Raw genomic sequence first — 20,069 nt, 5'->3', positions numbered from 1 at the left:
CTCCTGGTTCAGGGGTGACCTGGGGGTTTTAGAGGGACTTTCCGGATGTGAGCATTCTTCTGGCTATTCGCCCGGTGGGCGCTGCGCCGGAAGCGGCAGGTGATAGCGCGTCCAGAACAGCCGCTGGACGAACAGGGTCGCCACACCCGCGATGATCATGCCGGTGATGTTGACGGCCAACTGCGCCGCCGAGCCCGCGACCTCGCCCCACTGGCCGAGCGCCAAGGCCACCGCCGCGTATCCCGCCGCCGGGACGGTGGTCACCGAGATGAACACCCCCACCAACGCGGAGGACTTGCCCGCGGTGATGGACAGCACGCCCGCGACACCGGCGAGCAGCGCCACGATGAACGACCAGCGGTCGGGCTTGACGATGAACTCCACCTCGGCGTTGCCGACCAGCATGTCGGGGTCGATCCACCCCAGCACCCCGGACACGAGGGCGCACGCGAATGTGATCGCGATCGCGATGGCGAAGCCCGTCACCAGCGTCATGGCGGCCCGCGCGATCAGCAACCCGCGGCCGAACAGCATCCCGAAGCAGATCGCCGCCACCGCGCCGAACTCCGGGCCGAGCACCATCGCGCCGACGATGAGGATCGGCGAGTCGACCAGCACCCCGATCCCGGCGATCTGCGTGGCGATCGCCAGAAACACCATGAACGCCCAGGTCAGCTTGCAGTCATTGTCGACCTTGCGGGCGAGGTCTTCCCAGACGACCGCGTCGTCCCCCTCGCCCGGCGCCTCTTCCTTCGCCCGCTCGGCCGCGTCGGACAGCACCAGGTCCACCTGCTCGCCCGCGATGGACCCCTCGGTCGACAGCCCGAACCGGCGAAGCTCGTCGAGCACCTCATTGGCGGCCTCGCGGGCGACGTCACACATGATCACGTCGCCGGGCGGCGTGCGCGCCGCCGCCCGCAGCAGCACGACGTTGGTCACCCCGGTCGTGCCGTCAAGCTGCGCAAGCACCTTGTCCGTGCGGTCCTCGGGGCTGATCAGGCGCAGATGGAGCACGTTCGCACTTTAACGGGTGGATGTGCGGGCTGTGCCGTACGCGCTCTTCAGGTACGGCGGAGCCGTACCCGCTGGACGGAGTGGTCGGAGCCCTTGTGCAGCACGAGCCCGGCGCGGCCCCGGGTGGGGGCGATGTTTTCGACGAGGTTCCGCTCGTTGATGTCGCGCCAGACGTTGACGGCGAACTCGGTCGCCTCCTCGTTGGAGAGTTCCGCCAAGTGGTGGAAGTACGACTTGGGGTCCTCGAAGGCCGTGCGGCGGAGCTTGTGAAAGCGGTCGACATACCAAGTGCGGATATTTTCCACTTTGGCGTCGACATAGATGGAGAAATCGAAAAAGTCGTTGACCGCGAGCGAGGTGGGCGGAGCCGGCTGGAGGACGTTCAGCCCCTCGACAATGAGAATGTCGGGCTTGCTAATGGTCTGCAGAGTCCTGGGAAGGATGTCGTATTCGAGGTGGCTGTAGACGGGCGCCGACACCTCGGGGGATCCGGCCTTCACCGCGGAGACGAACCGCACCAGGGCGCGGCGGTCGTAGCTCTCGGGAAACCCCTTGCGGTGCATGATGCCGCGTTCCTCCAGCACCCGGTTGGGATAGAGGAAGCTGTCGGTGGTGATGAGCTCGACCCTCGGGTGTTCGGGCCACCGGGCGAGCAGAGTGTGCAGCAGTCGCGCGGTGGTCGACTTGCCGACGGCGACACTACCCGCGATGCCCAGGATGTAGGGCTTGCTGGTCTCCGTGTCGCCGAGGAACGCTCCGACGGCCGTGCTGCGCTCCCGCGATCCGGTGAAATGGAGGTTGAGCAGCCGGGTGAGCGGCAGATAGATGTCGGTGACTTCGGTGAGGTCTATGGGGTCGTCGACGCCGCGCAGTTCCTCGAGCTCGGCTGCGGTGAGGGTGAGCGGCGTGTTCTTCCGCAGGTCACTCCACTGCTCACGACTCAGCTCGACGTACGGCGTCGCACCCTCCCACCCAGTGGGAATGCTCATACTCGCGCTCGCTCCATGGGGGGGAGCCTACTGAGCGGCCCATCGGCGGCTTCAGGTGGGGCGCTACCTATGATTCAGATGGGGCGCTCCCTAGAAAGGAAGGGGAAGCGGTTCCAGCGGCCCCGGTCGGGTGCCGCCGAGCATGCGGACGACGGCCAGGACGATCGCCGTGGTCACCGCCACGACGCCCACCAGCCCGAGGAGGACCAGTGCGAAGTCCCACAGGGTGGGCATAAGCGGGCTGTGCGCCACATCGAGCATGCGCATTTTGACGTCTCCCGATCGCTGGTGCGGACCCGTTCCCAGCCTAGGCGGGAGATAGCCTGAACAGATGATCGTGGGCATCGGTGTGGATGTGGTGGACGTGGCGAGGTTCGCCGCGTCGCTGGAGCGCACGCCGAGGCTGCGCGAGCGGCTGTTCACCGAGCGCGAGCGCTCTTTGGCCACGGCGTCGCTGGCCGCGCGCTTCGCCGCCAAGGAGGCCGTGGCCAAGGCGCTCGGCGCTCCGCCCGGCCTCGCCCACAGGGAGGCCGAGGTGCTCTCCGGCCCTCACGGCAGGCCCGAGCTCCACGTGACGGGCGAGGCCGCCCACGTCGCCGCCACGCTCGGCGTGAGCCGCTGGCATGTCTCCCTCAGCCACGACGGCGGCGTGGCCGTCGCCTACGTGGTCGCCGAAGGCACCGCCGCCTGACCTCACCCGACGCGCGCGGGCAGCGGGGTAACGTCTGGATCATGCGGACGGCGTACACCACGGAGCAGATACGGGCGGCTGAGCACGCGTTGATGGCGCGGCTGCCCGAGGGCACGCTGATGGACCGCGCGGCGGCGGGGCTCGCAACCGCGTGTGCGCGGGAGCTCGAGAGGGCGGCGGGCGGTGTGTACGGCTCGCGCGTGGTGGTGTTGGCCGGGTCGGGGGACAACGGGGGCGACGCGCTGTTCGCGGGGGCCCGTCTGGCGGGCCGGGGGGCGCGGGTGACTGCCGTGCCCGCCGGGACACGCGTGCATGAGGGCGGTCTGGCGGCGCTCAGGGCGGCGGGCGGCAGGGTGGCCGGCGGTCCGGTGGCAGGTGCGGTGTCGGGCCCGGTGGTCGGTGCTGTGGTCGGTGCGGTGGCGGGCCCGTGGGGAGGCGAGGTGGCGGCCCTGATCGCGGGGGCCGATCTGGTGCTCGACGGGCTGGTGGGCATCGGGGGCTCGGGCGCGCTGCGGGAGCCGTACGCGGGGCTGGCCGCCGTGGTGAACGAGGCGGACGGCCTGGTCGTGGCGGTGGACGTGCCGAGCGGGGTGGACGCGGGCACGGGCGAGGTCGCGGGGGCGGCGGTGCGGGCGGGGCTGACCGTGACGTTCGGGGCGCGGAAGACGGGTGTGCTTGTCGATCCGGGGGCGGAATACGCCGGGAGGGTGGAGCTGGTCGACATCGGGCTGGGGCCGTACCTGGACGATCCCGATGTCGCCATGCTGACCGGGTGGGACGTGGCGGCGATGCTGCCGAGGCCGTCGCGGGAGTCGGACAAATACCGACGTGGTGTGGTGGGGGTGGCTGCGGGCAGCCACCAGTACACCGGGGCCGCGGTGCTGGCCGTGGGCGGCGCGCTGCGGGCGGGGGCGGGGCTGGTGAGGTATGTGGGGTTCGCGGAGCCGCTGGCGCAGGTGCGCACGCACTGGCCCGAGGCGGTGACGGGCGAACTGCGCGAGCATGGGCTCGGCGTGGCCGAGGTCGGCCGGGTGCAGAGCTGGGTGGTCGGGCCGGGGGTCGGCACCGGGACGGAGTCCCTCACGGTCGTGCGGGACGTGCTGGCGAGCGATGTCCCGGTCCTCGTGGACGCCGACGCGCTGACGCTCGTGGCGCGCGAGCCGTCCCTGCTGCGCCGTACGGCGCCGACCCTGCTCACGCCGCACGCGGGGGAGCTCTCCCGGCTGCTCGGCGTGCCGAGGGAGCGGATCGAGGCGGCCCGGCTTGAGCACGTACGGCTGGCGGCCGAGCGGCTGGGCGTGACCGTGCTGCTCAAGGGCTCGACGACGGTCGTGGCCGAGGAGGGGCGGCCGGTGCGGGTCAACCCCACGGGCACACCGTGGCTGGCCGCGGGCGGCACGGGGGACGTCCTGTCGGGGATCGGGGGCGCGCTGCTGGCCGGGGGCCTGTCGTGCTACGACGCCGCCGCGTGCGCGGCTTACATCCACGGTGTGGCGGGGCGGGTCGCGGCCGAAGGCGCTCCCCTGGTGGCGGGGGACCTGCTGACGGTTCTGCCCGAGACCCTTTCCGGGATCCTGGGAGGCCGGGGACGCGCCGGGCATCGGCGTTGAGCTGCGACACTGGGGTCATGAGCGTTCCGAGTCCCATCGGGGAGGGCACTCCCGCCCATGCCTTGGTCGATCTCGCGGCCATCCGCCACAACGTCGGCGTGCTCTCGGCCCACGCGGGGGGCGCCGAGACGCTGGTCGCCGTCAAGGCCGACGGATATGGCCACGGCCTGGTCGAGAGCGGCCGGGCCGCCCTTGAGGGGGGTGCGAGCCGGCTCGGCACCGCGGTCCTTGCGGAGGCGTTCGCACTGCGCGAGGCGGGCGTCACGGCCCCGCTGCTGACGTGGATCATCCCGCCGGGCGCGCCGATCGCCCGGGCGATCGAGCTCGACGTCGAGCTGTCGGCGGCGGCTCCGTGGCTGGTCGACGAGATCGCCGGGGCGGCGCGGGCGGTCGGGCGCACGGCCAGGGTGCATTTGAAGGTCGACACGGGGATGTCCAGGGGCGGCGCGACGCCCGCCGAGTGGGCGGAGCTGGTCGATCGGGCTCTCGCCGTACAGGCCGAGGGGGCTGTGGAGATCGTCGGGCTGTGGTCGCACCTGGCGTGTGCCGATATGCCGGGTCATCCTTCGATCGAGGTGCAGTTGGGCGCCTTTCATGAGGCTCTGGGGATAGCGGAGAAGATGGGGGCCGCCGGGTCCCATGTGATAAGGCATTTGGCCAATTCAGCGGCTATCCTCACGTTGCCCGAGGCGCGCTACGACATGGTCAGAGCGGGCGTCGCGGCATACGGCCTGAGCCCGATCCCCCAACTCGGGACCTTCGGGCTGGTGCCGGCGATGACGCTGGTGGCCACGGTGGCGCTGAGCAAGCGGGTGCCTCAGGGCACGGAGGTGTCCTACGGGCACCATTACGTGACCGATCGCGAGACCACGCTCGGTCTCGTGCCGCTGGGCTACGCCGACGGGGTGCTGCGCCACGCCGGCGGGCAGGTCGAGGTGCTGGCCGCCGGACGGCGGCACAGGATCGCGGGGAGGGTCTGCATGGACCAGTTCGTGATCGACGTCGGTGACGCCGCGCTGGCCGCGGGCGACGAGGTGATCCTGTTCGGATCGGGTCGCGACGGCGAGCCGACCGCGCAGGAATGGGCGGATACCCTCGGCACGATCACCCATGAGATCGTGACGAGGATCGGTTCGCGGGTCCCGCGCGTTTACCGGTAGGGGAACGTCCCACACCAGATGGAAGAGGCGGGTATCGCAGGAAGGATCGGGCACATGGCTGCACGACGACGTAAGGTCGGGGTCGCCGGGGCGGTCGTGGGCGCCGCCTCCGCTGGAGTGGCGGCCGTGGCCCTGGCCAAGCGCTATGCCGTGGGGCGCATCCGGCTGCGCCCGGACATCGAGCTGAGCGAGCGGTTCGGCGAGCTCGGCGGCCAGATCGTGCCTGTGACCACCTCCGACGGCGTGTCCCTGCACGCCAGGGTAGACGGGCCGGAGGACGCGGCATTGACGATCGTGTTCTGCCATGGATACACGCTCGACCTCAACTCCTGGCACTTCCAGTGGAAAGAGCTGCGCGACACGCACCGCGTCGTGCTGTGGGATCAGCGCTGCCACGGCCGTTCGCAGCGCCACTGGACCAAGGACTCCTCCATCGACCGGCTCGGCGAGGACCTGTTCGACGTGCTGGAGGCCCTGGTGCCGGGGCCGTGTGTGCTGGTCGGCCACTCCATGGGCGGTATGACGATCATGGCGCTCGCCGAGCGGCGCCCCGAGCTGTTCGGCGACCGCGTGAAGGGTGTGGCGCTGGTCTCCACGTCGGCGGGCAGGCTGGCCGAGCTCTCCTTCGGCCTGCCCGCGCTGCTCGCCAGGGCGGTTCACTCGGTCGTGCCCTCCGCGGTGTCGCTGCTCGGCAGCAAGGGCGAGCTGGTCGACAGGGGGCGGGAGGCGGGAAGCGACGTGGTGTTCCTGGCCCTGCGCTACCTCGGTTTCGGCGACCCGGCCACGGTGAGCCCCACCTTGGTCGACTTCGTCGAGGCGATGATCCGCTCGACGCCCACCAATGTGATCGCGGACTTCTATCCGGCGCTCATGTCCCATGACAAACTGTCCGCGCTCAACGTTCTCGAAGGCATCCCCTCGGCGATCATCGTCGGTGCGAAGGACTGGATCACCCCTCCCGAGCACAGCAGAGCCATCGCCGATGTGCTGCCTCTCAGCCGGCTGCTCGAGGTCGAGGACAGCTCGCACCTGGTTCAGCTGGAACACCCGGGCGTCGTCAACGAGGCGCTGGGGGATCTGGTCAAGAGCACTCAACCGGAGGTCGGTGAATGAGCGAGGTCGTCGCGACGGGCGAGGCCATGCGCGAGTTCGGAGCACGCGTGGCGGGGCTGCTGGCCCCCGGTGACCTCGTGGTCCTGTCCGGGCCTCTCGGGGCGGGCAAGACCACGCTGGTGCAGGGGTTGGCCGAGGGGCTCAAGGTGCGTGGGCCGATCACGTCGCCGACGTTCGTGATCGCCCGGGTCCACCCGTCGCTCTGCGGCGGGCCGCCGCTCGTGCACGTGGACGCCTACCGTCTGCAGGGCGGTCTGGAGGTCGACGACCTCGACCTCGACGCGTCCCTTGAGGAGTCGGTGACGGTCGTGGAATGGGGGGAGGGCCTGGTGGAGGGCCTCGCGGACGACCGCCTGGAGGTGCGCATCGAGCGCCGCGAGGTGGACGAGGAGCGGGTTGTCCACGTGCGCGGCGTGGGCGCTCGGTGGGCGGGTGTCCAACCTCTCGCCTGAAACCCTCCCATTCGCCGGTCGACACTGTCACGCTTGACCTATGTCGCGCTTGATATAGATCATCGGGAAGAGATCAATCCCGATGGGTCTGCCCTGATTTTTCTGGGTATTGGGGAAGTGCAGCGCTAAGCATTACGTGATGTGGGTCGGGTCGGACGGCGAAGTGGAGTACGGCGGTGCCAAGGGTCGGACAGATCATGGCAATCGGGGCCTTGGCCCTCATCGGCGCGGTCGGGTGCACGGCTGAGCCGGAGGCGGCGGAACTGGCGGCGGGAAGCGGAGCGGCGACCCCCACGGCCTCGCCCACAGCGGCGGTGACGGGCCGCGAGAACGTCGCGATCAGGCTCAACCCCGAACGCGTCACCGAAGGCGAACGCGACAGCGTGTGGGTGCTCGCCAACTGCCCCGTCCCCGAGGGCGGGCCGGAGCACAGCGGCACCGCCACCTCTGACGCGTTCACCCGCGCGGTCACCCTCGAACCGGTCCCCACGGACGCCGAGGGCGGCGGCGACAGCGGCTCGTCGGACGCCCCCTCCGCCCCGGCGCGCGGCCCGTGGGTGCGGGGCGAGGCCCGGGTGCCGGGCACGATCGACCGCGGCACCTACGAGGTCTCCATCAAGTGCGAGGGCACCAACGACACCGGTACGGCGAAGCTGCGCGTGGCCAAGCGCCCCGAAGTCGTGCCGGACCGGGCGCCGAAGGCCGGAGGCGGCGGCACCGCCGCCGGCGGCGGGCCGCAGGAGGAGTCCGGCATGTCCCTCGGCACGGTCGCCCTTGTCGGCGCGGCGGTGGCCGGAGGCGGGGCCGGCTTCGTGGCCTGGCGGCGGCGCCGTACCTGACGTAGTGGCTCCATGCACCACATAGGCAGCTGATCATGGCGGACTCCCCCCGTCCGTTCCGTATCGCCATCGCCGGAGCGGTCACTGGAATCGTGCTGTTCGCGTTCGGCCGAGCCGCGACGGACGAGACCGACCCCGTGATCCCCGAGAAGGTCGCCATCCCCGCGATCGACGTGGACGCGCCGTTGATGGAACTCGGCATGACCAAGGGAGGCGACGTCGAGCTTCCGCCGTACGAGGAGCCAGAGACGGCGGGGTGGTTCAAGCACAGCGCGGTGCCCGGTGACGAGGGCGCGACCGTGATCATCGGGCATGTGGACACCCGGACGGCCCCGGCCGTCTTCTACAAGCTGAGGCAGCTTAAAAAGGGACAGGTCGTCCGGGTGGCCCGCAGCGACGGGAAGACGGTCGAGTACAAGGTTGACTCGCTCGAACAGGTGGACAAGGGGCGTTTTCCTACTAAGCGCGTGTATTTGGGGGAGGGGCTCCGGCTGATCACTTGCGGCGGATCATTCGACTGGAAAACCCGCGAATACCGCGACAACGTCATCGTTTACGCCTCTCCCGTGCGGCCCAAACGGCCCTCCGCGTAGACCGCGCCGCCGCCTTCGCACGGGCCGGTGTGGGCGGTTCGGGTCAGGGCCCGCGAGGAACGCACTACCCTTGATGTTCGTGCTGGTCCTGGCCTTTGACACCGCCACCCCCGCCGTGACCGCCGCGCTCGCCGATAGTGAGCGCGTGCTTGCCGAGTCGACGGTCGTCGACGCGCGCCGACACGGTGAACTGCTCGTTCCGACGATCGAGACCGTGCTAGGGGAGGCCGGTGTCGCTCTGAGTGACGTGACGGCCATCGCCGTGGGCGCCGGTCCCGGTCCCTACACCGGGCTACGCGTCGGTCTGATGACCGCGCAGGCGCTCTCCGCCGCACTCGGCATCCCCGCGTACGGCATATGCACACTCGACGCCGTCGCCTACGGCAGCGGCCTTTCCACCCCCTTCCTGGTCGCGACCGACGCGCGGCGCAAAGAGGTGTTCTGGGCGCGCTACACCGATCCGCGCACCCGTGTGGACGGCCCCGCCGTCGACCTCCCGCGCGACCTCCCCGGCGACCTGCCGGTGGTCGGCGCGGGCGCGGCGCTCTACCGCGAGGTGATCGGCGCCGAACGCGTCGTCGATACCGCTCCGCTCTACCCGTTCGCCGGGGCCCTCGCCGCGCTCGCCGTGGAGCGTCTCGGCGGGCCGGCGCCCGCCCTCGACCCGCCGACGCCGATCTACCTGCGCCGGCCCGACGCGAGCATCCCCGCGCCACCGAAGAAGGTGACGGTGTGAGCGAGGTGGTGCTCCGCCCCATGACCTTCGCCGACCTGCCGCCGGTCATGGGCATCGAGCGCGCGACCTTCCCCGCGGACGCCTGGACCGAGACCATGATGCGCGGCGAACTGGCCGACCAGCCGCGCACCCGGCACTACGTGGTGGCCGAACGCGACGGCGAGATCATCGCCTACGGCGGGCTCGCCGCGGCCGGCGACCAGGCCGACGTGCAGACCATCGCCGTGCTCGCCGACCACCGCCGCTCGGGCATCGGCCGACTGATCCTGTCGGAGCTGCTCGCCGAGGCGGCGCGGCGCGGCACCGACTCCGTGTTCCTGGAAGTCAGAGCCGACAACGACAGTGCCAAGGCGATGTACACCGCGTTCGGCTTCGAGCCGATCGGCACCCGCCTGGGCTACTACGACGACGGCGCCGACGCGATCGTGATGACGAGGAAGCTGGATGGCTGACGCACCCCTGGTCTTGGGCATCGAGACCTCCTGCGACGAGACCGGCGTCGGGATCGTCCAGGGGCACACGCTGCTGGCCAACACCATCGCCTCAAGTGTCGAAGAGCACGCCCGGTTCGGCGGGGTCGTACCCGAGGTGGCCTCACGCGCCCACCTGGAGGCCATGGCCCCCACCGTCGAGCGGGCGCTCGCCCAGGCCGGTGTCGCCTTCACCGACATCGACGCCATCGCCGTCACCGCGGGTCCGGGCCTCGCCGGTGCGCTGCTGGTGGGCGTGGCCGCCGCCAAGGCGTACTCCCTGGGCCTCGGCATCCCGCTCTACGGCGTCAACCACCTCGCTGCCCACGTCGCCGTCGACCAGCTCGAACACGGCGCCCTCCCCAAACCGTGCATCGCGATGCTGGTGTCGGGCGGCCACTCCTCGCTGCTGCTCGTGCCGGACGTCGCCAAGGAGGTCGTCCCGCTCGGCTCGACCGTCGACGACGCCGCGGGGGAGGCCTTCGACAAGGTCGCCCGCCTGCTCGGGCTGCCCTTCCCCGGCGGCCCCCACATCGACCGGGCCGCCACGTCCGGGTCGGGCACCGCCATCGCCTTCCCGCGCGGGAAATACGACGACGGCACCTACGACTTCTCGTTCTCCGGTCTGAAGACCGCGGTCGCCCGCTGGGTCGAGGCGAGACTGGCGGCGGGGGAGAGCATCCCCGTCTCCGACGTCGCCGCGTCCTTCCAGGAGGCCGTCGTCGACGTGCTGACGCGCAAGGCCATCGCGGCATGCCGCGAGCACGGCGTACGCGACCTGCTCGTCGGGGGCGGGGTCGCGGCCAATTCCCGGCTGCGTGCCCTCGCCCAGGAGCGCTGCGACGCCGCCGGCATCCGGCTGCGCGTGCCCCGGCCGGGCCTGTGCACCGACAACGGCGCCATGGTCGCGACGCTGGGCAGCGACCTGGTCGCCGCCGGCGTGGCGCCGTCGCCGCTCGACATCCCCGCGGACTCGTCGCTGCCGGTCACCACCGTCCACGTGTGACGGATATGTGGGACGGGGCGGAGGTGGCCGCGGTCGCTGTTGCGGCCGTGGTGCTCGTCAGTCCTTGGCGGTGCGGGTGGGGCGCAGAAGGGCCTCGGCGAGCGCCAGCATGGTCTCCTCCAAGGTGCTGAGCCTGCGCGTGAGGTCGTGGTGGGCCGGTTTGACGATGTCGTTGAGGGTCTCGGAGAGCTGCTCGCAGTCCGGGCGTGACCGGACGGCGGTGATCAGCGTGTCGGCGGCCTCGGAGAGGCGCTCGTCGAGCGAGTCGAAGCGTTTGCCGTGGCTGTCGGTCTGGGACTCGATCATCTCGCCGACGCGCTCGGTGATGCCGAGCGTCGCCGGGAGCTGGCCGACCCGCTGGTTGACCGCCTCCACCCGGTCGTCGACGGCCTCAAGCTGCTCCTTGGACCTGTCGGCCTGACCGGACAGGTGCACGAGGTGGGTGTCGACCGTGTCGAAGCGGCCCGAGAGTTCGCCCTGGACGTCGCCGAGGTCGCCGCTGAGCTTGCCGTGGATGTCGCCGAGGTGACCGGACAGCCGGCCTTCGACGTCGCCCAGGTGACCGGACAGGCGGCCCTCGACATCGCCGATCTTGCCGTCGGTATCGGCGATCAGCCCGTCCTGCTTGGTCAGGTGGGCGTCGACGGAGGTGAGACGCTCGTCGAGGGAGGTGAACCGGCTGTCCACCCGGCCGTCCAGCGTGTCGAACCGCGTGTCGTGGTGCGTCAGGTGGCTGTCGACCGAGGACAGCCGGTCGTCCACCGAGGTGAGCTGGGTGCGTACGGCCGAGAGCCCGCCGTCCATCGCGCCGAGCCGGGTGTCCACGGCCGACAGGTGGATCTTCACCGCGTCGATGTCGGCGTCGACGCTCGTGAGCTGCTTGGTGACGGTCTCCACGTGGGCGTTGACGGTGGCGAGGTGCTTCTTCACTCCGCCGACGTTGGCGTCGACCGCCGCAAGATGCGTGGTGACCGCGCCGACGTTGGTGTCCACCCCGGCGACGTGCTTGGCCACCGCACCGACGGTGGTGTCGACCGTCGTCAGGTGCTTGGTGACGATGTCGACGTTGGTGTCCACCGTGGCGAGGTGCTTCTTCACCGTGCCGACGTTGGCGTCGACGGTGGTCAGGCGCCGGTCGAGGTCGCCGAGCCTGCCGTCCACGGTGGAGAGTCTGCCGTCGAGCCCCGTCATGCGGGTGTCGATGTCGGCGAGGTATTCGTCGGTGGTCTCGATGCGCCCGTCGACCGTGACGAGGTGCCTGTCGACGCGCTCGACGCGGCCCTCGACGGCCTCCAGCCGGGCGCCGAGACGGAGCTCCGCGGCCTCGACCGTGCCGCTGACCTGCGCGACGGCCTCGACCACCCGCTCGGTGGCCGAGCCCACGGACTTGCCCAGGCCCTCCGACAGGTCGGCCATGCCGGACTCAAGCCGTTCCGTGCGTGCGGTGAGGTCGCTGAGCGACCTGTCCAGCCGGGTGAACCGTGTGGCCGCGGCCTCCATGCTCGCCTGCAACTGCCCGAGGCGCTTGTTGAAGTCGCCCATGGCCTCGGTGACGCCCTGGGTGCCCTCGATGATGGCCTGGAGCCGGGTGAGCGCCTCGTCCACGCCCTCGCCCACCGTGCCGACGTCGGCCCAGAGGTTCGGCAGCTCGGCGACCGGCTTGACCTGCTCGCCGAGCGTGTCGACGCGTTCGTCGACCCGGCCGCCGACCGCGTCGACGTGGTCGCGCACCGCCTCGACGTGCTGGGCGAGGCCCTCGGCCCAGGCGGGGGGCCGGGTGGTGATGTCGTCGAGCCTGCCGTGCACGGACTCCAGCGTGCCGCTGAGCCCGCCGAGCTCGCGTTCGCGGACCTCGCGCAGCAGCCACTCCATCCCTTCCAGGCGCTGCCGTATCTCGTCCAGGACCGCGCCTTGGGTGCGCTGCTCGTAGACGTGGTCCTGAGCGGCCCGGGCGAGAAGCTCGCGCATCCTGTCGGAGATGGCGGTCTGACTGCCTGCCTGGAGCAGGGTGTGGCTGGAGTGGTCCACGAAAGGCTCCTTCACGCGCCGGCGATCAGCCGAACGTCCGGTTTGTTGAGGAAAGAGAAAGAAAGGGGGCACGGTGTGACCGTGCTCGGAGAAGAGACCCGCGCGGACACTTTAGCCTCACGGCCAAAAGGTTTTGGGGGTGACGGGAAAAGATCGCGATTGTTGCTGTATCGCCTAAATTCGCCGTAGCCGCAGGTCAGGGCGGCGAGTGCGGACGTTCACCGGGGTCTGCGCTGGTGTGTGGCGGTCGCGGGTGTGATGGAGAAAGGATTAGCAGGGAGTGCAGATAAGGGCAAAGGGGCGGTCGCCAATTCGGGTGAGGACGACTACTACGGATTTGTCCCCAGAAAGCTTGAGGTCTTTCCGCAAGCGCTCGATATCCACTGCCGACCCCCGCTTCTTGATGGTCACGCTGCCCACACCTTCCGCGCGCAGCGCCGCCCGCAGCCGCTTCAAGGAGAACGGCATCACCTTGTGGATCTCATAGCAGGACGCCCACGGTGTCGAGACCCGCTCGTCCGAGGTCAGATAGGCGATCAGCGGGTCAATCAGACGGCCCCGGACCATGTCCGCCACCTCGGCCACCAGATGCGCCCGGATAGCGGCGCCGTCCGGCTCGTAGAGATACGCACCGATCTCGCCTACGGGCGCCTCCGGCGCGTCAGGCGCGAGCACCAGCCCGGCCGGAAGCAGGGTCGCCCGGCGCGCCACAGCCTCCCCCGCACGCCGTACGGCCCCCGCCCCCAGCGGGCCGCACCAGATGACGGCCTCCTTCACCTCGCCCCGGTAAGACACCCACTCCGCCTCCGCCCCCACGGGCAGGATCTCGTCGGGGATACCCGGCGCCACCTTCAAGCAGGCAGCCCGGGACCGCGCGACGATCCCCAGCACCTCCGGCCAGGCGGGCGAGTACGCCATGGGGTCGAAAGTGCGGCCACGGGACGTACGGCGCGCCGGATCGAGGAACACCGCGTCGAAGGCCGCGGGATCCACCGACGCGGCCTCCGCCGCGTGCACACGCACCCGGTCGCCCAAGCCCAGCGCCTCGGCGTTGGCCCGCGCGACGGCCGCCGTGAGCGGGTCGGCGTCCACGGCGTGTACGGCGAAGCCCGCCCGGGCGAGCGCGATCATGTCGCCGCCGATTCCGCAGCACAGGTCGGCCACACTCGGCCCGTTCGGGGACGCGGCCGGTGGCATAGAGGGGGCGGCTTGTGGTGGCGCGGTCAGGGCGGCCTGCGCGGATAGGGGTGCGATGCCGAAGTGGGCGGCGAGGCGGCGGGCGCGGTGGTCGGCGACCTCGCGGCGGGTGGACTGCTCAAGGCCGGCGCGCGTGAAGTACATGGCGGCGGCGTCGGGGCCGAACTTGTCCCTGGCGCGTTCACGCAGGGCGGCCTGCGTCAAGGCGACCGCCGAGAGGGCCGGGTCGTAGGTCTTGCGCAGCCTTGTGGCGGCCACGACAGGATCGAGGCCGGAGGAGGTGGCCTCGACGGCCTCGGCGAGGGCCCGCCGGCCCCGTTCGGTCAGCAGGTCAAGGAAGGTGTCGAGATCCACGCTGTCCGACGTTAGCGCCCCGTGTGCGATTACGACGCTTCGCTGTATTTGATTGCGCGCCTGCGGCGCGCGGCGAGGGGGCTCTTGGTCCGGTTCTGATGGCGACGCTTCGCGTCGCGGCGAGGGGGCTCTTGGTCCGGTGCTTTCCCTCGTCGCTCTGGTCGCTGCGCTCCCGGCGCTCCTCGGTCCAAGCACCGGCGCCCCCTCGCGCTCCCGGGGTGGGCGGGTCCGGAATGGGGACGGGCCGAGTCGGCTGACTTCTCGCGCTTCTGGGGTGGGCGGTGCTGGGCTGTGCGGGGTTGGGGTGTGTGGTGGGGGTGGTTCAGTCGGGCGAAGGGGATGGAAGTATCGCTTGTGGGGCCTTCCTGACCTGCGGAAGGCTTCGCGGGGCGGTTCGTGTTGACTGTCCACGCGTGCTTGCATACTGTTTCGTGTTGGCACTCTCCTGGTGAGAGTGCCAAATCAAAGCGACGAGGCAGGTCTGACACCCGCGACGGCAGGCCGCTGGTCGCCTCTTCTAGATCATTCAAATCTGAAGGGGAGGTCCGATCGTGACGACCGCCACTAAGGTTCCCGTTAAGCCGCTTGGTGACCGCATTGTGGTCCAGCCGCTTGAGGCCGAGCAGACGACCGCGTCCGGCCTGGTCATCCCGGACACCGCGAAGGAGAAGCCCCAGGAGGGCAAGGTCCTCGCGGTGGGCCCGGGTAACTGGGACGAGGACGGCGAGAAGCGCATTCCGCTGGACGTCAAGGAGGGCGACATCGTCCTCTACAGCAAGTACGGCGGCACCGAGGTGAAGTACAGCGGCGAGGAGTACCTCGTGCTCTCCGCTCGTGACGTGCTCGCCATCATCGAGAAGTAAGCAGCCCGCGGGGCCTTACCCGTTCGACGCGCCAAGCCCCGGGTCGCCTTCAGCGCCCGGGGTTTGGTGCGTCCGGAGCACTGAGGTGCTCCCCGAGAGAGGACAGACATGCCGAAGATCCTGGAGTTCGAGGAGGACGCGCGGCGCGCTCTTGAGCGTGGCGTGAACGCCCTCGCGGACGCCGTCAAGGTGACCCTCGGCCCCCGCGGCCGCAATGTGGTCATCGACAAGAAGTTCGGTGCCCCGACCATCACGAACGACGGTGTGACCATCGCGCGTGAGGTGGAGCTGGAGAAGCCGTACGAGAACCTCGGCGCTCAGCTCGCCAAGGAAGTCGCCACCAAGACCAACGACATCGCCGGTGACGGCACGACCACGGCGACCGTGCTGGCCCAGGCCATGGTCCGCGAGGGTCTGCGCAACGTCGCCGCCGGCGCCTCGCCGCTTTCCCTCAAGCGCGGCATCGACCTGGCGGCCCGGGCGGTCAGCGACAAGCTGCTCGCCGTGGCCCGCGCTGTCGAGGACAAGAAGGAGATCGCGAACGTCGCGACCATCTCCGCCCAGGACGCCAAGATCGGTGACCTTATCGCCGAGGCGTTCGACAAGGTGGGCAAGGACGGTGTGATCACCGTCGAAGAGTCCAACGCCATGGGCATGGAGCTGGAGTTCACCGAGGGTCTCCAGTTCGACAAGGGTTACCTTTCGCCTTACATGGTGACGGACTCCGAGCGGATGGAAGCGGTCCTCGAAGACCCTTACATCCTGCTCACCCAGAGCAAGATCGCCTCGATCGCGGACTTCCTGCCGCTGCTTGAGAAGGTCGCCCAGACCAAGAAGGCGCTCTTCGTGATCGCCGAGGACGTCGAGGGCGAGGCCCTTGCCGTTCTGGTGACCAACAAGATCCGCGGCACGTTCACCTCGGTCGCCGTCAAGGCTCCCGGGTTCGGCGACCGCCGCAAGGCGATGCTCCAGGACATCGCCGTCCTGACCGGCGGCCAGGTCGTCAGTGAGGAGATCGGCCTCAAGCTGGAGCACGTCGGGCTTGAGGTGCTGGGCACGGCCCGCCGTGTCGTGGTCACCAAGGACGCCACGACGATCGTCGACGGCGCCGGCGACTCGCAGGCCATCGAGGACCGCGTCAAGGAGATCAGGCTCGCCATCGAGCAGTCCGACTCCGACTGGGACCGCGAGAAGCTGCAGGAGCGCCTCGCCAAGCTCTCGGGCGGTGTCTGCGTGCTGCGCGTCGGTGCGGCGACCGAGGTCGAGCTCAAGGAGAAGAAGCACCGCCTTGAGGACGCGATCTCGGCTACGCGCGCCGCGATCGAGGAGGGCATCGTCTCCGGCGGTGGCTCCGCGCTCGTCCACGTGGGCAAGGACCTCGACGACCTCGGCCTGTCCGGCGACGAGGCCACCGGTGTGGGCGTCGTCCGCAGGGCTCTCGTCGAGCCGGCCCGCTGGATCGCCGAGAACGCCGGCCTTGAGGGCTATGTGGTCACCTTCAAGATCTCCGAGCTCTCCCAGGGCAGCGGTCTGAACGCCGCCACCGGGGAATACGGCGATCTGCTCGCGCAGGGCGTCATCGACCCGGTCAAGGTCACCCGCTCGGCCGTCCAGAACGCCGCGTCCATCGCCGGCATGCTGCTGACGACCGAGGTCCTGGTCGTCGACAAGCCCGAGGAGGAGGTGCCCGCCGCCGCCGGCGGTCACGGCCACGGGCACGGCCACTGAGCGCGTTTCTCCGCGAAGGCAAGATCATGGTGTACGGCTCGCGCTTTGCGCGAGCCGTACACGTTTCCCGGTAAACCATCGGGCCTGGCGGAGCGTCTAGACATGTCTCGCGGTTTTGACTAATTACCGCATGTGCCAGTAATGCTTTGGAAATTTCGGCGCTCTGAAAAACCCCACCGTCGTTGGTCGATCACGGGCCGTCGCCGTCTCCTCAATGTGACCAATCCGTAGCCGTTCGCGATGACGACAGGCTGGATCAGTACGGGCATCATGCCTAACGTGACCGAGGGATGCGTCGCCGACGCCAAAAGTGGGGTAGGGCTTGCGACGAGGTCGGACGGGGTTGCTCCCAGGGACGATCTGCGGGAGCTGACTAACCTGGCCGTGCAGGGGGATCGCGGGGCGATCGAATCCCTGTTGGCCGAACTGCGTCCGATGGTTGTGCGCTATTGCCGCGCCAGACTGGGCCGTGTTTCCGGCCAATATCACATTGCCGATGATGTGGCGCAGGAAGTGTGCATCGCTGTCCTGTCCGCTCTACCGCGTTATCGGGATATGGGGCGCCCTTTCGCCTCTTTCGTGTTCGGCATCGCGTCCCACAAGGTCGCCGATGCCCTCAGGAGCTCCGTGCGCTCCGCGGTGCCCACCCAGGACCTCCCCGACGGGCCGGACGAGGGGCCGGGGCCGGAGGAGACGGTGGTCCGCTACATCGAGGCGGAGCATGCCCGGCGGCTTCTGTCCCGCCTTCCCGACAATCAACGGGAGCTGCTGATGCTGAGGGTGGTCTCGGGATTGTCGGCGGAGGAGACAGGTAATGTACTCGGCATGTCACCAGGTGCGGTTCGGGTGGCCCAACATCGGGCCCTGGCCCGGCTGCGGCAGATGGCCGAGCTGGAGTCGATAGCTTGACGGCTGTTCACCCGTGGCGTTCGGGGCGCAGGCGGAGCTCTGAGGATACGGCCGACGAGCTCGCCACCGACGCGATCCTCGATGCGATCTCCCGGCGGGAGAAGGTGCCCGACAGGGGTGATCCCGCTCTCAGGTTGCTCGCGGCGCTCGTGGAAGACGTGTCCGGTGTGTCGAGGGTGGGCGGGGGGCGCGCGGGGGCGGGTCGGCGTCGTCGGTGACGCGCGAGCGGCCGATTCAGCGGCGTTCCTCGGTGTCGATCACACCGTCGACGTAGCCTCTGGCGTATTCCCAGCTCACATAGTCGGTCGGGTCGGGCTGGAAGGCGGGTTCGTGCACCTGGGGCCACCCGTTGTCGATCATCTGGCGCAGATTGCCGCGGAGCAGCTCCCAGTCGAAGTAATGCCGCTCTCCGCACTCCGGGCAATCCAGGACAAGACCCAGCACTCCCTGGGGTTCCAGGAGAGATCTGAACACCTCGACATCGGCGAGGTCCGTCAGGGCCTCGTCGCGCTCGGCCGGTGTGAGCGGCTCGGGACCGTCGAACTCGCCCAGCGCCGACGCGGGGTCATTGGGGTCGTCCGCGAACGGGTCGCGAGGGACGTCTTCCAGCACGCATCCCACCTTATGGGTGCCTGGCCTCGCGGGGGGAGCCACGAGCGCATGGGCGTGCCTCTTGTCACCCTTCTGAGCATCGCGAATCCCGGCATTGCGGTCATACGGCGGGCTGCCTGGGGCGACCCACTAAAATGACTGTTCCGGAGGTCGGCGCCGTTCCCCACTCCCTTAGCGCGCCGCACGCAGGAGGGGTCCCAGCATGACCAAGTTCACCGAGACAGGGCTCACGTTCGACGACGTGCTGCTCGTGCCCGCTCATTCCGACCTCCAACCGGGCGAGGCCGATACGGCGACCCGGCTGTCGAGGTCGATCACGTTGCGCATCCCCTTGGTCTCGGCGGCGATGGACACCGTGACCGAGGCGCGCATGGCGGTGGCCATGGCCCGCCAGGGCGGCATCGGGATACTGCACCGCAACCTTTCGATCGAGGAGCAGGCCCAGCAAGTCGACCTCGTCAAACGGTCCGAGGCCGGCATGGTCACCAACCCCGTCGTCTGCGGTCCGGACGACACGCTCGCCGACGTCGAGCGGCTCTGCGCGAGCTACCGCATCTCCGGCGTCCCCGTGACCGACGCCGAGGGCGTGCTGGTCGGCATCGTGACCAACCGTGACATGCGCTTCGAGACCGACCACTCCCGGCCCGTGCGCGAGGTCATGACGGCGATGCCGCTCGTCACCGCCCCGGTCGGTGTCTCCCGGGACGACGCCTTCGCCCTGCTGCGCACGCACAAGATCGAAAAACTTCCCCTCGTCGATGCGCGCGGTCGGCTCCGTGGCCTGATCACGGTCAAAGACTTCACCAAGAGTGAGCAATACCCCCTCTCCACCAAGGACGCCGACGGGCGCCTGGTCGTCGGCGCGGCGGTCGGTGTGGCCGGCGACGCCGAGCAGCGCGCGATGGCCCTGATCGAGGCGGGGGCCGACGTCATCATCGTGGACACCGCCCACGGCCACTCGCGCGGCGTGTGCGACATGATCTCCAAGGTCAAGGCCAACTCCCGGGTCGACGTCATCGGCGGCAACGTGGCCACGCGGGCGGGGGCGCAGGCCCTCGTCGACGCGGGGGCCGACGCCGTCAAGGTGGGCGTCGGGCCGGGGTCCATCTGCACCACGCGTGTCGTCGCGGGTGTCGGCGCCCCGCAGGTGACCGCGATCTACCAGGCGTCCCTCGCCTGCGCGCCCGCGGGGGTGCCGGTCATCGGCGACGGCGGCCTGCAATACTCCGGCGACATCGCCAAGGCCATCGCCGCCGGCGCCGACAGCGTCATGCTCGGCTCGCTGCTCGCCGGGTGCGAGGAGTCCCCCGGGGAGCTGATCTTCATCAACGGCAAGCAGTTCAAGTCCTACCGGGGCATGGGCTCCCTCGGGGCGATGCGCAACCGCGAGCGCGGCGGCTCCTTCAGCAAGGACCGCTACTCGCAGGACGCGGTGTCGAGCGAGGACAAGCTGATCCCCGAGGGCATCGAGGGCCAGGTGCCCTACCGCGGCCCCGTCGCGGCCGTCGCCCACCAGCTCGTCGGCGGTCTGCGCCAGGCGATGTGGTATACGGGGTCGCGCACGATCGGCGAGATGCACGAACGGGGGCAACTCATGCCGATCACGTCGGCGGGGCTCAAGGAGAGCCACCCGCACGACATCCAGATGACGGTTGAGGCTCCCAACTACCACCGGCGCTAATGTTCGTTGACGGCGTGCGCTTTC

21 protein-coding genes are annotated in these 20,069 nt (G+C 69.8%); 15 read left to right on the top strand and 6 right to left on the bottom strand.

All coding sequences use genetic code 11. The features are described 5' to 3' along the window. Positions 1-63: 63 nt before the first annotated feature. From BLQ73_RS18520 to BLQ73_RS32530, 3 genes are all read right to left on the bottom strand, one after another. Positions 64-1,014, bottom strand: a complete 951-nt coding sequence (locus BLQ73_RS18520; protein ID WP_093171732.1) for a DUF389 domain-containing protein — start codon at positions 1,012-1,014, stop codon at positions 64-66. Positions 1,015-1,061: 47 nt separating this feature from the next. Beyond that, entirely contained in the window at positions 1,062-2,003 is a 942-nt protein-coding gene (coaA, locus tag BLQ73_RS18515; RefSeq protein ID WP_093171731.1) for a type I pantothenate kinase, read from the bottom strand. Between the two features lie 90 nt (positions 2,004-2,093). Further along, complete coding sequence (locus tag BLQ73_RS32530; RefSeq protein ID WP_176955536.1) at positions 2,094-2,270, bottom strand: hypothetical protein; 177 nt, start codon at positions 2,268-2,270, stop codon at positions 2,094-2,096. Positions 2,271-2,334: 64 nt separating this feature from the next. On the opposite strand from BLQ73_RS32530, the gene BLQ73_RS18510 reads away from it, so the two are divergent. The 10 genes from BLQ73_RS18510 (at position 2,335) to tsaD (ending at position 10,673) form a co-directional block, all read left to right on the top strand. Then, complete coding sequence (locus tag BLQ73_RS18510) at positions 2,335-2,694, top strand: holo-ACP synthase (protein WP_093171730.1); 360 nt, start codon at positions 2,335-2,337, stop codon at positions 2,692-2,694. 41 nt (positions 2,695-2,735) lie between these two features. Beyond that, entirely contained in the window at positions 2,736-4,304 is a 1,569-nt protein-coding gene (locus BLQ73_RS18505) for an NAD(P)H-hydrate dehydratase (RefSeq protein ID WP_093171729.1), read from the top strand. Between the two features lie 17 nt (positions 4,305-4,321). After that, entirely contained in the window at positions 4,322-5,464 is a 1,143-nt protein-coding gene (gene alr / locus BLQ73_RS18500) for an alanine racemase (protein WP_093171728.1), read from the top strand. 54 nt (positions 5,465-5,518) lie between these two features. After that, positions 5,519-6,577, top strand: a complete 1,059-nt coding sequence (locus BLQ73_RS18495) for an alpha/beta fold hydrolase (protein WP_093171727.1) — start codon at positions 5,519-5,521, stop codon at positions 6,575-6,577. Next, positions 6,574-7,029 (top strand): tRNA (adenosine(37)-N6)-threonylcarbamoyltransferase complex ATPase subunit type 1 TsaE, encoded by a 456-nt coding sequence (gene tsaE, locus BLQ73_RS18490; protein WP_093171726.1) that lies wholly within the window; start codon positions 6,574-6,576, stop codon positions 7,027-7,029. The genes BLQ73_RS18495 and tsaE overlap by 4 nt, the downstream gene beginning before the upstream one ends. Before the next feature lie 197 nt (positions 7,030-7,226). Next, entirely contained in the window at positions 7,227-7,868 is a 642-nt protein-coding gene (locus BLQ73_RS18485; protein WP_093171725.1) for a hypothetical protein, read from the top strand. Positions 7,869-7,903: 35 nt separating this feature from the next. Then, positions 7,904-8,461 (top strand): class F sortase, encoded by a 558-nt coding sequence (locus tag BLQ73_RS18480; protein WP_093171724.1) that lies wholly within the window; start codon positions 7,904-7,906, stop codon positions 8,459-8,461. 79 nt (positions 8,462-8,540) lie between these two features. Beyond that, positions 8,541-9,197, top strand: coding sequence for a tRNA (adenosine(37)-N6)-threonylcarbamoyltransferase complex dimerization subunit type 1 TsaB (gene tsaB, locus BLQ73_RS18475; RefSeq protein ID WP_093171779.1), 657 nt, complete (start codon positions 8,541-8,543; stop codon positions 9,195-9,197). A gap of 20 nt (positions 9,198-9,217) precedes the next feature. Continuing rightward, complete coding sequence (gene rimI / locus BLQ73_RS18470; protein WP_093171778.1) at positions 9,218-9,649, top strand: ribosomal protein S18-alanine N-acetyltransferase; 432 nt, start codon at positions 9,218-9,220, stop codon at positions 9,647-9,649. Beyond that, positions 9,642-10,673 carry a tRNA (adenosine(37)-N6)-threonylcarbamoyltransferase complex transferase subunit TsaD gene (tsaD, locus tag BLQ73_RS18465; RefSeq protein WP_093171723.1) on the top strand — a complete coding sequence of 344 codons (1,032 nt, stop codon included), beginning with the start codon at positions 9,642-9,644 and terminating at the stop codon, positions 10,671-10,673. Before rimI ends, tsaD begins: the two co-directional genes overlap by 8 nt. A gap of 57 nt (positions 10,674-10,730) precedes the next feature. On the opposite strand, the gene BLQ73_RS18460 is transcribed toward tsaD, so the two are convergent. After that, complete coding sequence (locus BLQ73_RS18460; RefSeq protein WP_143020322.1) at positions 10,731-12,701, bottom strand: hypothetical protein; 1,971 nt, start codon at positions 12,699-12,701, stop codon at positions 10,731-10,733. Positions 12,702-12,971: 270 nt separating this feature from the next. Continuing rightward, positions 12,972-14,252 carry a class I SAM-dependent methyltransferase gene (locus BLQ73_RS18455; protein ID WP_245691180.1) on the bottom strand — a complete coding sequence of 427 codons (1,281 nt, stop codon included), beginning with the start codon at positions 14,250-14,252 and terminating at the stop codon, positions 12,972-12,974. 551 nt (positions 14,253-14,803) lie between these two features. Between BLQ73_RS18455 and groES the strand changes: the two genes are divergently transcribed. From groES to BLQ73_RS18435, 4 genes are all read left to right on the top strand, one after another. Next, a complete protein-coding gene (groES, locus tag BLQ73_RS18450) occupies positions 14,804-15,115 on the top strand; it encodes a co-chaperone GroES (protein ID WP_476712866.1) in 312 nt (103 codons plus the stop codon). 108 nt (positions 15,116-15,223) lie between these two features. Beyond that, positions 15,224-16,843 carry a chaperonin GroEL gene (gene groL, locus BLQ73_RS18445; RefSeq protein WP_093171719.1) on the top strand — a complete coding sequence of 540 codons (1,620 nt, stop codon included), beginning with the start codon at positions 15,224-15,226 and terminating at the stop codon, positions 16,841-16,843. Positions 16,844-17,113: 270 nt separating this feature from the next. Next, on the top strand, positions 17,114-17,752 hold the full coding sequence (locus BLQ73_RS18440) for a sigma-70 family RNA polymerase sigma factor (RefSeq protein ID WP_093171777.1): 639 nt from the start codon (positions 17,114-17,116) through the stop codon (positions 17,750-17,752). After that, the gene (locus BLQ73_RS18435; RefSeq protein ID WP_093171718.1) at positions 17,749-17,970 is read left to right on the top strand and encodes a hypothetical protein; all 222 of its coding nucleotides are present in this window, start codon (positions 17,749-17,751) and stop codon (positions 17,968-17,970) included. The genes BLQ73_RS18440 and BLQ73_RS18435 overlap by 4 nt, the downstream gene beginning before the upstream one ends. A gap of 16 nt (positions 17,971-17,986) precedes the next feature. Here BLQ73_RS18435 and BLQ73_RS18430 read toward each other — a convergent pair whose 3' ends face one another. Further along, on the bottom strand, positions 17,987-18,364 hold the full coding sequence (locus BLQ73_RS18430) for a DUF5319 domain-containing protein (protein ID WP_093171717.1): 378 nt from the start codon (positions 18,362-18,364) through the stop codon (positions 17,987-17,989). Between the two features lie 202 nt (positions 18,365-18,566). Here BLQ73_RS18430 and guaB point away from each other — a divergent pair, with 202 nt between their 5' ends. Next, positions 18,567-20,045 carry an IMP dehydrogenase gene (gene guaB / locus BLQ73_RS18425; protein ID WP_093171716.1) on the top strand — a complete coding sequence of 493 codons (1,479 nt, stop codon included), beginning with the start codon at positions 18,567-18,569 and terminating at the stop codon, positions 20,043-20,045. Positions 20,046-20,069 lie beyond the last annotated feature (24 nt).

This window comes from Sinosporangium album (assembly GCF_900100605.1).
In the GTDB taxonomy this organism is placed as follows: Bacteria; Actinomycetota; Actinomycetes; order Streptosporangiales; family Streptosporangiaceae; genus Sinosporangium; species Sinosporangium album.
Note: the sequence above shows the minus strand (reverse complement) of the source record. Positions and strands in the feature narration are given on the sequence as shown.

What these genes read in the sequence shown, in the direction of transcription:
- coaA (WP_093171731.1), bottom strand. Translation starts at nt 2,003, where the DNA reads ATGAGCATTCCCACTGGGTGGGAGGGTGCGACGCCGTACGTCGAGCTG.
- BLQ73_RS32530 (WP_176955536.1), bottom strand. Translation starts at nt 2,270, where the DNA reads ATGCGCATGCTCGATGTGGCGCACAGCCCGCTTATGCCCACCCTGTGG.
- BLQ73_RS18510 (WP_093171730.1), top strand. Translation starts at nt 2,335, where the DNA reads ATGATCGTGGGCATCGGTGTGGATGTGGTGGACGTGGCGAGGTTCGCC.
- BLQ73_RS18505 (WP_093171729.1), top strand. Translation starts at nt 2,736, where the DNA reads ATGCGGACGGCGTACACCACGGAGCAGATACGGGCGGCTGAGCACGCG.
- alr (WP_093171728.1), top strand. Translation starts at nt 4,322, where the DNA reads ATGAGCGTTCCGAGTCCCATCGGGGAGGGCACTCCCGCCCATGCCTTG.
- BLQ73_RS18495 (WP_093171727.1), top strand. Translation starts at nt 5,519, where the DNA reads ATGGCTGCACGACGACGTAAGGTCGGGGTCGCCGGGGCGGTCGTGGGC.
- tsaE (WP_093171726.1), top strand. Translation starts at nt 6,574, where the DNA reads ATGAGCGAGGTCGTCGCGACGGGCGAGGCCATGCGCGAGTTCGGAGCA.
- BLQ73_RS18485 (WP_093171725.1), top strand. Translation starts at nt 7,227, where the DNA reads ATGGCAATCGGGGCCTTGGCCCTCATCGGCGCGGTCGGGTGCACGGCT.
- BLQ73_RS18480 (WP_093171724.1), top strand. Translation starts at nt 7,904, where the DNA reads ATGGCGGACTCCCCCCGTCCGTTCCGTATCGCCATCGCCGGAGCGGTC.
- rimI (WP_093171778.1), top strand. Translation starts at nt 9,218, where the DNA reads ATGACCTTCGCCGACCTGCCGCCGGTCATGGGCATCGAGCGCGCGACC.
- tsaD (WP_093171723.1), top strand. Translation starts at nt 9,642, where the DNA reads ATGGCTGACGCACCCCTGGTCTTGGGCATCGAGACCTCCTGCGACGAG.
- groL (WP_093171719.1), top strand. Translation starts at nt 15,224, where the DNA reads ATGCCGAAGATCCTGGAGTTCGAGGAGGACGCGCGGCGCGCTCTTGAG.
- BLQ73_RS18440 (WP_093171777.1), top strand. Translation starts at nt 17,114, where the DNA reads ATGCCTAACGTGACCGAGGGATGCGTCGCCGACGCCAAAAGTGGGGTA.
- guaB (WP_093171716.1), top strand. Translation starts at nt 18,567, where the DNA reads ATGACCAAGTTCACCGAGACAGGGCTCACGTTCGACGACGTGCTGCTC.